Source organism: Streptomyces sp. NPDC059850 (genome assembly GCF_042731515.1).
GTDB lineage: Bacteria > Actinomycetota > Actinomycetes > Streptomycetales > Streptomycetaceae > Streptomyces.
Window position 1 is genome coordinate 45,610 of record NZ_JBHWJI010000059.1, and the last position, 12,179, is coordinate 57,788.

The 12,179-nt window shown below is 69.0% G+C and carries 14 protein-coding genes; 6 read left to right on the top strand and 8 right to left on the bottom strand.

Annotated elements, in window-relative coordinates; translation table 11 throughout:
- Nucleotides 1-273: 273 nt before the first annotated feature.
- Both ACFV9T_RS34700 and ACFV9T_RS34705 read right to left on the bottom strand, forming a co-directional pair.
- A complete protein-coding gene (locus tag ACFV9T_RS34700) occupies nt 274-672 on the bottom strand; it encodes a hypothetical protein (RefSeq protein WP_385446490.1) in 399 nt (132 codons plus the stop codon).
- A gap of 150 nt (nt 673-822) precedes the next feature.
- Nucleotides 823-1,734, bottom strand: a complete 912-nt coding sequence (locus tag ACFV9T_RS34705; RefSeq protein WP_385446491.1) for an RNA polymerase sigma-70 factor — start codon at nt 1,732-1,734, stop codon at nt 823-825.
- Nucleotides 1,735-1,905: 171 nt separating this feature from the next.
- Between ACFV9T_RS34705 and ACFV9T_RS34710 the strand changes: the two genes are divergently transcribed.
- Nucleotides 1,906-2,391 carry a carboxymuconolactone decarboxylase family protein gene (locus ACFV9T_RS34710; RefSeq protein ID WP_385446492.1) on the top strand — a complete coding sequence of 162 codons (486 nt, stop codon included), beginning with the start codon at nt 1,906-1,908 and terminating at the stop codon, nt 2,389-2,391.
- A gap of 6 nt (nt 2,392-2,397) precedes the next feature.
- Here ACFV9T_RS34710 and ACFV9T_RS34715 read toward each other — a convergent pair whose 3' ends face one another.
- Nucleotides 2,398-3,654 (bottom strand): serine hydrolase domain-containing protein, encoded by a 1,257-nt coding sequence (locus ACFV9T_RS34715; protein WP_385446493.1) that lies wholly within the window; start codon nt 3,652-3,654, stop codon nt 2,398-2,400.
- A 253-nt stretch (nt 3,655-3,907) separates the two neighbouring features.
- On the opposite strand from ACFV9T_RS34715, the gene ACFV9T_RS34720 reads away from it, so the two are divergent.
- Nucleotides 3,908-5,245 (top strand): SGNH/GDSL hydrolase family protein, encoded by a 1,338-nt coding sequence (locus ACFV9T_RS34720; RefSeq protein ID WP_385446494.1) that lies wholly within the window; start codon nt 3,908-3,910, stop codon nt 5,243-5,245.
- Here the strand turns inward: ACFV9T_RS34720 and ACFV9T_RS34725 are convergent.
- The 3 genes from ACFV9T_RS34725 to ACFV9T_RS34735 all read right to left on the bottom strand — a co-directional run bounded on the left by ACFV9T_RS34725 (nt 5,232) and on the right by ACFV9T_RS34735 (nt 7,091).
- Nucleotides 5,232-5,684, bottom strand: coding sequence for a nuclear transport factor 2 family protein (locus tag ACFV9T_RS34725; RefSeq protein ID WP_385446495.1), 453 nt, complete (start codon nt 5,682-5,684; stop codon nt 5,232-5,234). The two genes, ACFV9T_RS34720 and ACFV9T_RS34725, sit on opposite strands and share 14 nt — an antisense overlap.
- A gap of 74 nt (nt 5,685-5,758) precedes the next feature.
- Nucleotides 5,759-6,268, bottom strand: coding sequence for a hypothetical protein (locus ACFV9T_RS34730; RefSeq protein ID WP_385446496.1), 510 nt, complete (start codon nt 6,266-6,268; stop codon nt 5,759-5,761).
- Nucleotides 6,269-6,326: 58 nt separating this feature from the next.
- On the bottom strand, nt 6,327-7,091 hold the full coding sequence (locus ACFV9T_RS34735) for a DUF1963 domain-containing protein (RefSeq protein WP_385446497.1): 765 nt from the start codon (nt 7,089-7,091) through the stop codon (nt 6,327-6,329).
- 107 nt (nt 7,092-7,198) lie between these two features.
- Between ACFV9T_RS34735 and ACFV9T_RS34740 the strand changes: the two genes are divergently transcribed.
- Complete coding sequence (locus ACFV9T_RS34740; RefSeq protein WP_385446498.1) at nt 7,199-8,653, top strand: hypothetical protein; 1,455 nt, start codon at nt 7,199-7,201, stop codon at nt 8,651-8,653.
- A 9-nt stretch (nt 8,654-8,662) separates the two neighbouring features.
- Here the strand turns inward: ACFV9T_RS34740 and ACFV9T_RS34745 are convergent, their stop codons facing one another.
- A complete protein-coding gene (locus ACFV9T_RS34745; RefSeq protein ID WP_385446499.1) occupies nt 8,663-9,184 on the bottom strand; it encodes an NUDIX domain-containing protein in 522 nt (173 codons plus the stop codon).
- Between the two features lie 209 nt (nt 9,185-9,393).
- On the opposite strand from ACFV9T_RS34745, the gene amcB reads away from it, so the two are divergent.
- From amcB to ACFV9T_RS34760, 3 genes are all read left to right on the top strand, one after another.
- Nucleotides 9,394-10,545 (top strand): cyclophane-forming radical SAM peptide maturase AmcB, encoded by a 1,152-nt coding sequence (amcB, locus tag ACFV9T_RS34750; protein ID WP_385446500.1) that lies wholly within the window; start codon nt 9,394-9,396, stop codon nt 10,543-10,545.
- Nucleotides 10,542-10,733, top strand: a complete 192-nt coding sequence (gene amcA, locus ACFV9T_RS34755) for a multiple cyclophane-containing RiPP AmcA (RefSeq protein ID WP_385446501.1) — start codon at nt 10,542-10,544, stop codon at nt 10,731-10,733. Before amcB ends, amcA begins: the two co-directional genes overlap by 4 nt.
- Before the next feature lie 74 nt (nt 10,734-10,807).
- Nucleotides 10,808-11,494 carry a pentapeptide repeat-containing protein gene (locus tag ACFV9T_RS34760; RefSeq protein WP_385446502.1) on the top strand — a complete coding sequence of 229 codons (687 nt, stop codon included), beginning with the start codon at nt 10,808-10,810 and terminating at the stop codon, nt 11,492-11,494.
- A gap of 132 nt (nt 11,495-11,626) precedes the next feature.
- On the opposite strand, the gene ACFV9T_RS34765 is transcribed toward ACFV9T_RS34760, so the two are convergent.
- Nucleotides 11,627-12,179 (bottom strand): hypothetical protein (locus tag ACFV9T_RS34765; protein ID WP_385446503.1); only part of this gene is annotated, 553 nt, incomplete at its 5' end.

Here is a 12,179-nt window from a genome sequence, read left to right on the forward strand (position 1 = left end):
GGATCGTCCCCCAGGGTCAGGGTCGCATGAGCCACGGCCGCCGTGGCACGTCTTCGGTCGGTGGTGGTCGGGCCGCCCCACGCGGCTCGGACGGTCTCACCGTAATGACGCGCGATCAGCGCCCACGCCGAACCGGCGGCAACGGATAAGAAACCGCCGACGCCGCCCTCCGGGACGGTCCGATCACGTATCGTCTGTCGGCGGCCGAGACGACAGCCGAGACGACAACGGTCCGCCGACAGAGTCGGCGGACCGTCATGCGCGCGATCGGGGTCAGGCGACGGCTGTGCCGGTCGCCTTGTGGGCGGTGTTGTCCCCCCAGTATTCGTAGACCACGACGCCGACGGCCGTGTCCTCCAGGAAGAAGTTGCCCTGAATGGATTCGCAGCGTCCGTTGTTGGAGGGGTCGGACTTGAAGATCCACACCGAGCCGGAGCCGTCCCGACCGCTGACCTCGACCCTGACCCCGCGGCCGTCGGACCTGTTGTCGCACACGGTGATCTTTTCCACGCCGGGCTGACCGTTCAAGTCGGCGTCGAAGAAGGCGGCGCCGCTCTGATTGCTGGTGTAGATCCAGCCGCTGTTCTTCGACGCCTGTGCCTGGGTGGCGAGGCCCATCGTCGCTATCACCGCGATGCCGGCCACGATCGAGGCCTTACGTAAAGCTCGCATGGTTCCCTCCCGTTACGGCCGCCCCTTCAGTCGGGGCGCGCCAGCGAGTCACTTTATGGAGCGGTTTCCCCAAGGGCAAGATTATTTTTCCCAACTTGGACGACAGAGCGGCCAGTTCGGGCAGATCCCCCTCGCGATCACTTCCTGGGATCAGCGGCGCAGGGCCGTCTCCTGACGCATATGGGACAGCTTCTCGGGGTTGCGCACCGCGTAGAACCCGGTGATGAGGCCGTCGTCGATGCGCACCGCCATGACGGTGTCGACCGCGCCGCCCTGCTGTTCGTCCTGCTGGAGGATCAGCGCCGGATGGCCGTTGACCTGCGCGGGACGCAGCGTTCCCACGGTGGCCATCCGGCCCAGCCCGGCGGCCAGCAGACGGCCCACCTTGTCGGCGCCCACGACGGGCCGTGGGACGGCCTGCTTGATGCCGCCGCCGTCGCCCAGGAAGACGACATCCGGCGCGAGGATGTCCAACAGGCCCTGCAGGTCGCCCGTTTCGGCCGCCCGCTGGAACGCGTCGAGCGCGTCCCGGGACTCGGCCGGGGACACGGCCCCGCGCGGGCGGCGCGCCGCGACGTGCGCCCGGGCCCGGTGGGCGATCTGGCGGACCGCCGCCGCGCTCTTGCCGACGGCGTCGGCGATCTCGTCGTACCCGAGGTCGAACACCTCGCGCAGCACGAACACCGCCCGCTCGGTCGGCGCCAGCGTCTCCAGCACCAGCAGCATCGCCATCGACACGCTTTCGGCCAGCTCGACGTCCTCGGCCACGTCCGGGGCGGTCAGCAGCGGTTCGGGCAGCCAGGGGCCGACGTACGACTCCTTGCGGCGGCCCAGCGTACGGAGGCGGCTCAGCGCCTGGCGCGTGGCGATCCGTACCAGGTACGCCCGCTGGTCCCGCACCGCGCCGAGGTCGACGCCCGCCCACCGCAGCCAGGTCTCCTGCAGCACGTCCTCCGCGTCGGCGGCCGAGCCGAGCATCTCGTAGGCGACCGTGAACAGCAGATTGCGATGGGCGACGAACGCCTCGGTCGCCGTGTCCTGTGGTGCGCTCTCGCTCTTCACCGGCTGCTCCCGCCTGCTCGCTCTCGACGATGCCACGCGCACAAGACGCCGCTCCCCGTCGCTCTGTGACACCCCCGGGCGGTGGCGCACGTCACACGGCCGACCCGTCACAGGGCGCGGCGCGGCGGCATCTCATGTTCGTCCCGTACGACACGACGAGAGGTCCACACCATGGAAACCCGACTCAACCTGTTCGAGAACACCTTCGGCGCCACCTTCGCCAGGCGGTTCGCGGGGGCCGGACTGCTGATCCACCAGTCGTCGCTGCCGAAATCCACCCAGGAGCTGGTGTCGCTGCGCGCCAGCCAGATCAACGGCTGCGGCTGGTGCGTCGACATGCACACCAAGGAGGCGGCGGCCGCCGGAGAGACCGCGGTCCGGCTGGGCCTGGTCGCCGTGTGGCGCGAGTCGACCGTCTTCACCGACGCCGAGCAGGCCGCGCTGGCCCTGGCCGAAGAGGGCACCCGGCTCGCCGACGCCTACGAGGGGGTGTCCGACGAGACCTGGGCGCGGGTGCGGGCGCACTACGACGACGATCAGATCGCCGCGCTGGTCTCGCTGGTCGCCCTGATCAACGCGGCCAACCGGCTGGCGGTGATCGTGCACCAGCGGGGCGGCTCGTACGAGGCGGGCATGTTCGCCGCCGCGACCAGCTGACACCCCTTAGGCGGGCAGGGGCTTGCCCAGCATGGTGCAGACGGCGGTGTCCACCAGGGCCTTGTTGGCGGTGGCGGCCTTCGCCTCCTTGCTGCCGAAGTTGGTGGTGGTCAGGACCGCGACGCTGCGGCGGCCGCTCGTATCGGTGTAGACCTCGCTGGCGTAGCCGGGCTCGCCACCGGTGTGGCCCCAGACGGTGCCGCAGGGGCTGTCCACCTTCATCAGCCCCAGCCCGTAGCCGCCGCCCTCCTCCGGTGCGGTGACCATCGTCCGCATCTGCTCCAGCTGGGCCTTGGGCAGGAGCTTGCCCGACATCAGCGCGGTCTGGAACCGCTGCCAGTCCCGCGCGGTGGAGACCATGCCGCCCGCCGCCCACGCCCAGCTCGGGTCGAGGTCGGTGGTGTCGACGTTGTCGTACGGCCGCTCGGGACCCGCGAACCCGGTGCCCTCGGGCAGTTCCACCGCCGGGGCGAGGATGCGCCGGAGCCGTTCGGAGCCCGGCTCGTAGCCGGTCGCGTGCGTCTTCCCCGCGCCGAAACCGGCGTCGCTGGCCAGGAAGGAGTCGTTCATCTCCAGCGGACCCGTGATCCGCTGCTCGATCAGCCGGGTCAGGCTCTCCCCGGTGGCCTTCTCCAGGATCAGCCCGAGGGCCGCGTAGTTGGCGTTGCTGTACGCGTACTTCTCGCCGGGAGCGGACGGGGGCTCCTGCGGCGGGGTGATCGCGAGAAGCTCGCCGGGCCGCCACGCGCGCGGCTTCTGGCCGGTCAGGGTGGGCAGGAACTCCGGTGTCAGCAGATAGTCGCCCAGCCCGCTGGTGTGGTTGAGCAGCATCTTCACCGTGATGTCCCGCCCACCCCCGACCGCCCCCGGCAGCCACGTCTCCACCGGATCGGCCAGCTCGACCTCGCCCTCGGCGACCAGCTGGAGGATGAGGGTCGCGACGACCGTCTTGGTGTTGGACGCCATCCGGAACCGATCGTTCACGCCGAGCCGGTGATCGGCCTTGGTCCACTCTGCCTGCCGCGCGATCTCCACGGGCTTCCCGCTGCCCCGGTCCACGCGGACGATCACTCCCAGGGACCCGGTGTCCGCCGCGGTCTGCGCAAGCTCCCCCAACCTCGTGTCGGTCGACGCCGCCACCCTCGTACCCGCATCCGCGTCCGCTGACGAACAGCTGCTAAGTAACCCACCGACCCCGCTCACCAGCGTCAGCGCGAGCACCCCACGCAGGATCCGGCGGCCCGATGCCCTGTACGACGACACAGTCGTCCTCCCTCGCGGCTCTCGCCTGCTTGCCGATGGCGGTGCCGCCCATCCTTCTCCGCGAGAGATCACCACACGATCCGGCCACCCCGCCGACCCACCGGGGGTTATCCCCCCGCCTTACCCCCGACCGGCCGCGGGTCCGGTTCTTGGGTGGGGCCAGCCCGATGACGGATTCGGGGGACAGCCCCGGTGATCTCGCGCTCGAAGGACGCTGGAATCTCCTCACCACGCTTCACCGAGGAGATCCCTGATGCATTCAGCGAAGCCACGACCGTGGAAGAAGGCGGGACGCCACGGCATGCTCGCCGCCACCACGGCGGTGCTCACCGCCCTCACCGCCCTCGTCGTCTCGGCGACAGCGGTGGCACAGGCGGCACACGAGGACGCGCGGCAGCGACCGCGCGCCGCCGAAGGGCCGGTGTGGACCGGGGCCTGGGGCACGGCCGTGCAGCGGCCCATCGAGGGCAGCGAGGACTGGGGGCCCAACTGGTCGCGGCAGGGATTCGCCGACCAGTCCGTACGCCAAGTGGTCCGCGTCGCGACCGGAGGTTCGACGTTAAGGATCAGACTGTCCAACGCGTACGGCACCACACCACTGCGCATCACCGGCGCGACCGTCGGACGGTCCGCCGGTGACGCCCAGGTCTGGCCCGGCACGGCACGCACGCTGACGTTCGGCGATCACGAGGGCACCACCGTCGCTCCCGGGCGTGACATCGTGAGCGACGCCGCGGACCTGAACACCTCCCCGCTGGAGAAACTGACCGTCACTCTGTACGTCGCGGACCCCACCGGCCCGGCCACCTTCCACCGGTTCACCACCGCCACCTCGTACCGCGCCTCGGGCCGCCATCTGACCGACTCCGGCGGCGACGCGTTCAAGGAGTCCACGAACGCCTGGTACTTCCTGAGCGGTGTGGAGGTGTCCGGTGCCGCTTCCCCACGGCGCGGCACCGTCGTCGCCTTCGGTGACTCGCTCATCGACGGGACAGGGGCCACGCCCGGCGCCGACAACCGCTTCACGGACAAGCTCGCCGAACGCCTCGTCGCCGCCCGCCGCCCCCTGGACGTGGTCAACGCGGGCATCGGCGGCAACCGGATCCTCAACGGCTCCCCCTGCTACGGGGACAAGGCCACCGACCGCTTCCAGCGTGACGCACTCGACCGCCCCGGCGTGCGCTCGGTGATCATCCACCTGGGCGCCAACGACATCGGCGCCCCCGAGACGGGCGACCCTTGCATGGGCTCAGCGCCCCGCGTGACCGCACGCCAGCTCATCGATGCCCACAAACAGCTGATCCGCGCCGCCCACGCCCGCGGCGTCACGGCCGTGGGCGCGACCATCCTGCCCATGAAGGGCGCCCTCTTCCCCCTGTACAGCGAGCGGGGCGAGAGGGTCCGGACCGCTGTCAACCACTGGATCCGCACCAGCGGCGCGTACGACGCCGTCCTCGACGTCGACCGTGCCCTCGCGAACCCCGCCGACGCCGCCCTGCCCCGCCCCGGCTACGTCTTCCAGGACGGCCTGCACCCCAACGAAGCCGGGTTCCACGCCATCGCCTCCGCCGTGGACCTCAACGCCCTCTGAGGCGTGTTGGCCCGCAGGCCTCGGCTATCGCGGCGGTGTCCCAGTAGAAGGGACGGACCTCGGCGATCCGCCCGTCCCTGAACTCGATCGTCTGCAGGATGGGGAAGGTGAGCTTCCGGCCGGTCGCACGTGCGCTCGCACTGACCTGGGTGAGCACCACCGTGGTCTCGCCGGTGGCGAGGAACTCCTGCTTCACCATCTCGAACGACTTCCACGTCCGGCTCATCGCGAGGAAGAACTGTTCCATGCCCGCATGCCCACGCCAGGTGCCCCCGAAGGGCAGGGCATCGGCCTGGTGAAGGACGACATCGGGAGCGAAGAACGGAGCGAGAAGATCGAACGAGGCCTCACCTGGACCACCGGCCGCCAGGTACTCCGCTTCGGCCGCGTACATGAGGGTGAGGAGGGCCACCGAGTCCGCTTTGAACGAATCAGTCATGCCCGCAAGGATCCATCGACCTCATCACGGAGCGCTGGCGGTAATCAGACGTCGCGATCTTGCCGCAGCCAGCGCTAGGACCTGTCCTCGATCGATCCCCAGGCCCGGTAGGGCCGTTGCGGGGCGGGGGTGTTCCGGACCGCGGCGGGTCCGTGCCGCCTGCGGGAGCGGTATCGGCGAGGAGCGACCAGACCCGCTACGAGCCCTGCGGCGAACGGCAAGAAGAGCAGGCCGCCCATCACCAGCATGCCAATGGCCTCCGCCTTCTTCCCGTCCTGCAGCGCGCGGATGCCGGAGACGGTGAAGATCACGATGAATACGAGCGCAGGCAGGATCAATGGCCACGCATGGGGCTCAGGGGTCTCCCGGAGGGCTGCGTACCAGTAGCGGGCGGACCACCAGGCGACCGCGAAGGCCGAAAGCGCACATGCGGCGAAGGCGCTCATGGGCAGAGGGCGGTCGGTCGTGTTCGCGGCCAGGATGGAGAGCGTCACCCCCATCAGGGCCATGAAGGGCGTCAGCATCCCTCCCATGACGAGGCGGTGACGGCGGGAGCCATTGAGCGCGCTGGACGGGATGAACATGATCAAACATCCTAAGGACAGTCGCGCGGATCACGAGCGCGGCCAGAGACGAAGAGCTTCACCAGATGTCGGGGGTGGGGATCGCCCGGGTGAAGTCTCCGGTCCGTAGCGCCTCGGTGGGGATCGACCAGTGCATCCAGCCGCCGTCGCCGCCGATGGACCAGTCGTCCCGGCCGGACAGCTGGAGCAGGTGGTGGTAGTGGTTCGGGTCTTCGCCGTCCGGCAGGAACGGGGAGCTGCCGGTGGGGAATTCGGGTCGGCCGAAGGCGACGTCCTCGGAGTCGAGGGCGCCTGGCCGCTGCGACCACTCGGTCAGCAGGCCCTCCAGATATATGGCGGGCATGGCCCGCGCCATGTCGTCGGCGTCGGGCCCCAGGTCGAGGGCGTCCCAGGCGGGATCGAAGCGGTCGGGAAAGGCGAACCCGGGCACCGCCGCCCACGGCACCGGCTCGAAGACGCTCGCCCGGGCGGGCGGGGCCGTCTCGACGGCATGTGCGGAGCGGGCCGCGATCACCTGCCCCACCTGTGGGTCGGTGCAGTCGTACTTCAGCGACAGCTCCATGGCGGCCGGGTCGGCGTCCTCGGAGTCGCTGTCGAGGGCGAAGAAGTTGAGCAGCCCCGTCCCGGCCGGGAGGACGCCGTCGAGCCAGGGGGCCAGGGCGTCGGTATCGAGGACGGCGAGCAGGCTCAGCGGAAGCCCGTCGCAGGTCGGCCAGACCGTGCCGGGTTCGAGCACCGCCCGCCCCCCGAACCGGCTCCGCCCGAGGTCGGCGCCGAGACGTTCGGCGCAGAAGTCGCGCAGGGCGGTGAGCGTGGCGTTCAACCAGCCCCGGTGAGGAGGCCACCCCAGGCAATGAGAACGCGCGTCCAATAAGGGCGAGTTGGGTACCTTTCCGATCGGGTCATCGGTGCCGGGAGCGGAGGCGAAGCATGAAGAGTTCGTGTGCTGGGCTCGCGGCGTTCGAGGCGAGAGTGGGTGAGGCCGCCCGGACTTTGCTGCACAACCAGGGCTACGACGGTGGGTGGGGCCTGACGCTCACCTCGGTGTCGTCGATCGTCAACACCAGTGAGGTCCTGCCGATTCTGCGGGTCGCCGGTATCGGCGGCCAACCGGTACGTCAGGCGCTCGGCTTCCTGGCCCGCGCCATCGTGGAGCACTGCCAGCCCCGGCACAAGGGGGGCCGTGGCGAGCACACCCGGTTCATCGCCTTCGGCCTGGCCGGGCTGCTCTCCCACCCGCGCTTCTTCCACCACGACGGTGTCGGGGAAGCGGCGGCCTGGTGCGTCGGCTGGTTCGAGGACCATCAGGTCGACCATGGCTGGCCCGAAGTCCTCGGGCTCGACGACACCTCGCTGCACCAGACTGCCCTGACCGTTCACGCGCTCGCCCAACTCCGGGACGCCCTCAATGAGGTCGGCCCCGGGCTCCTCCTTCCGGGCGGGGTGGAGACCAGCAGCCTGTTGGAACGGGTCGAGCCGTTGATCGACCACGGCGTGCACGGGCTGCTCTATCACCGGCGCCCCAGTGGGGCCTGGGGATGGCGTACGTACGTCGACACCGCCCCGAGCCCGAGCAAGACAGCCCTGTGCCTGCTGGCGCTGTCCGTTGTGTGCGCGGGCACCAGATCCGACGGCGGGCCCGCGTACCGGGACGTCCCGCAGGAGGCGGGTGGCGTGCACGCAATGGTGCAGATGAAGCGAGTTTCCGAGGTGGTTGCCGAGGCTGGTCAGTGGCTACTGCGCAACCACCACCGCTGGGAGACGTTCGTCGAGGATGACAAGGACGTGCAGGGCACCGCGTGGGAGCATATGGCGTATGCGCTGTGCGCCCAGGCCGCCATCCGGGCCGGGGCCAGCCCGCGCGATCCCCGGCTCGCCAAGGCGTGGCGCTTGATGAATGATCTGTGGGATCCGGAGGCCGGACTGTGGAACGAACCGGGAGCCTCGGGTAAGCGGGCCACCATCCGGGCCGCGTACTACACAGTGTCGGTCCATGAGGAAGCGATGCGACGCCTGACGCGGCTGAGTTTTGAAAGCAACCCTCCGAAGGACGTGGACGAGGGCTCGGCCGAGCTGATCATCGAGCACGTCGCGCTCGATTCGGGCCGCCGGATCGTCGTCGGCGCACGGGACAGCGCAGGGGAGGTGGTGTGCGCACTGTCGGAACGCTTATTCGACCTCCTAAAGGTCGTGTACGAGGCGCCCGAGGGCGGCCTCTCGACCGACCAGATCGCGGGTGCGCTCTACATCGCGCCCTCCTCGGTGCCCAAATACGTCCAGCGCCTGAACCGGGCGATCTCCGCCGCCTTCGGCGGCGCCCCGACCCGGTTGCTGCTGGCCGCCACGATTGACGGGGCCAGCGGCTATCGCCTCGCAGGGCGATAGAGCAGCCGCCTAGGACATGGCGCGTTCAGCGACCAGCGGGTAGTTCAGCAGGGCAAAGCGGGCCAAGGAACGCACCTGGTCGAAGGTCTTGAGGTCGTCGAGTTCTGCCAGGCCGAACCAGGCCGCCCCGTGAACCTCTTCGAGCTGGGCCTCTACGGCCTGCTCGCGGATGCCTCGCTGCCGTTGGACGTAGAAGAACTGCACCAGCGCCGGGGTCGGGAACCCTTCGCGCTCGATGTCCACGTAGAACGGGACGGCTTCGGGAGTCGCGTTGTGGTCGGCGGGGTGGACGGCAGGCTGGCTGGAGATCGCCTCCACCAGCAGCCCTGTCTCCTCCATGAACTCACGCACCGCGGTTCCGGCAAAGGACTCCCCGGGCTCGATGTGGCCGCCCGGCGGAACCCACTTGTCGAAGCGGTTGTGATGGACGAGTAGCACTTTGCCGTGCTCGACCAGGTAACCCGAGCAGCAGTACACCAGACCGACATCGCGGGAGGTCTGGCCGTCGTGGATCAGAATCGAGCGAGGCACGTCCGTCACGATAGCCCAGCGAACGTGATCCGAACTGCTGTGCAAATGGCCAGAGTTCGAGTGCCTCCCGCATGGATGACATGTCATCGGTGATGACAGCGCGATGTCATCACGACCCCGTCCCGGTGGGCCGGATGGTGGTCGTATCCCGCTCTTGCGGCCCCCGTTCGCGGTCGGCGACGACCCTCCCCGTTGAGGAGAGGATCACGATGCACTCTCGTTCGTCCCCCTGGCGTGCCCGGTACCAGCAGCGGTTCGCGGACCCGCACACCGTTGTGGCCCAGCCCACGACCTGGTGCAATCTGGATTGCCGGTACTGCTACCTCCCGTTCCGCAAGCTCAAGCATCAGATGCCTGGGGAGGTGGCAGGGGCTCTGGCGAAGTCAGTGGCCCAGTTCGAGGACAGCGGCCATCCCATCGGCATCGTGTGGCATGGCGGGGAACCGCTCGCCGTGGGCCAGCAGAAGTTCCAGGGTCTGCTCGCGCCGTTCGAGGCCCTGCGCCAAGAGGGCCGGGTCCATCACTACGTGCAGACCAACGCGACGCTCCTTACCGAGACGTGGTGTGACCTTCTGATCGCGTACGACGTCCGTGTCGGCGTGAGCATCGACGGGCCTGCCGCTTTGAACGTCGAGCGCGTCGACCTTCGGGGCAAGCCTGCCTTCGACCGGACCCTGCGTGGCATCACACGGCTGCGTGAGCGCGGCATTCCGTTCTCCGTGATCTCAGTGGTCGGCACCGAGGGCATTGCAATGCCGGAGGAGCTGCTGGAGTACCTGGACACGTTGGGAAGTCACTCGGTGGGTTTCAACATCGAGGAGATCGAAGGGGCCAATACCGACCGGCAGCCACCCACCGAGGTCCAGGCCCAGGAGTTCTGGTGCCGCGTCCTCTCGTGGGCCCGCGAGCACCCCGGCGCCCCGTCGGTGAGGGAAGTCGAACGCCTCGCCGAGTACCTCCAGCTGATTCGTTCAGGTCGGAGGGCCGAGTGGGACCAGCGCCGCCTCGACCCGATCCCGACCGTCTCATGGAACGGCGATGTAGTTCTGCTCTCACCGGAACTCTCCGACACCGAGGCGCCAGATTACGGCGACTTCCTGGCTGGCAACGTCCTCGAACGGCCCCTGGTAGAGATTCTTGGAGACGCTCACCGGCTCCGTTACGTCCGCGACTTCCTCACCGGCTTGGACCGCTGCCAGGCCGAATGCGAGTTCTTCGCCTTCTGCCGTGGCGCTCAGGCTGCCAACCGTTACTTCGAGAACGGCAGCCTCCAATCCACCGAGACCAACTACTGCCGAGCCACCCGGCAGGCCCTGGTCACGGCCCTGTCCACTCTCGCAATGAAGGAGACAGCCGTATGACGGTCCTCGACAGACTGGCCACATCCGATGCCCCCGTCGTGGTGGAGTTGATAGCCCTCCACGACGCCCTGTCCCCGGTGATCGTTGAAGCGATGTGGGACAACCGGCCCACGTGGGACAACTGGGCGAAGACCCCGGCTCCCTTCGACAACCGTCCGACCTGGGACAACTGGAACAAGAGGAAGTAGCCGCGCCGCTGCTGGCACCCTCCAGAGGGTGTCAGCAGCTCCATCGGCCGAACCACCGCGCTGAAAGGCTGTTCATGGACACCCGGACGATCCGCCGCACGAGCGTCGCCCTTCCCGCCCTCGATGAGCCGGGCCTCTACCTCTCCAACGTGGCCTCGCTGGAGGGTGGCCGCGGCCGGATGGCGGAGTTCCACTACGCCGACGCCGATCTGCGGGACCTCGACCTGACCGACACTCACCTGATGGACGGGCGGATCAGCGGCGTGAAGGTCCAGCGCACTCGGCTGGACAGGGTCAGTGTCGACTCCGTGGAGTTCGCTGGCTGCGACTTGGCCTCCCTGCGGTGGGCCGACAGCAAGGTGTCCCGGGCCGTGTTCCGCGACTGCAAGCTGATGGGCGCCGCGCTCGAAGACGTCACGCTCGACCATGTGCTGTTCGAGGACTGCAAGCTCGACTACAGCACCTTCACCCGTGTCCGGGCCGTCGGCCCGGTGATCTTCTCCAGGTGCTCACTGCGCGAGACCACCTTCGCCGCCGCCGACCTCGGCGCCGCCCTGGCCGACGACTGCGACCTGCGGCTGACCGAGTTCGACGGCGGTACGTACCGCGGCCTCGACCTCCGGGGCAACGACCTCTCCCGGCTCCGCGGCCTCGCCTTCCTCCAGCGGATCGTCATCGACCAGGCCCAGACGCTACAGCTGGCCGGAGCCCTCGCCGCCGAGCTGGACGTCACCTTCGGTGAAGACCTTGAGGGCAGCTAACCGGGTGGTCATGCAGGCGTCTGCGCAGGCATCAGCGATTTTGTTCCATGCCGCAAGGGTCCACCGACCTCATCAAGGAGCGCTGGCGGCAATCGACGTAGCGATCTTGCCGCAGCCGTGAAGATCTTTAGTTCACCAGATGTCGGGGGTGGGGATCGCCTGGGTGAAGTCTCCGGTCCGTAGCGCCTCGGTGGGGATCGACCAGTGCATCCAGCCGCCGTCGCCGCCGATGGACCAGTCGTCCCGGCCGGACAGCTGGAGCAGGTGGTGGTAGTGGTTCGGGTCTTTGCTGTCCGGCAGGAACGGGGAGCTGCCGGTGGGGAATTCGGGTCGGCCGAAGGCGATGTCCTCGGAGTTCAGCGCGCCTGGCCGCTGCGACCACTCGGTCAGCAGGCCCTCCAGATATATGGCGGGCATGGCCCGCGCCATGTCGTCGGCGTCGGGCCCCAGGTCGAGGGCGTCCCAGGCGGGATCGAAGCGGTCGGGAAAGGCGAACCCGGGCACCGCCGCCCACGGCACCGGCTCGAAGACGCTCGCCCGGGCGGGCGGGGCCGTCTCGACGGCATGTGCGGAGCGGGCCGCGACCACCCGCCCCACCTGTGGGTCGGTGCAGTCGTACTTCAGCGACAGCTCCATGGCGGCCGGGTCGGCGTCCTCGGAGTCGCTGTCGAGGGCGAAGAAGTTG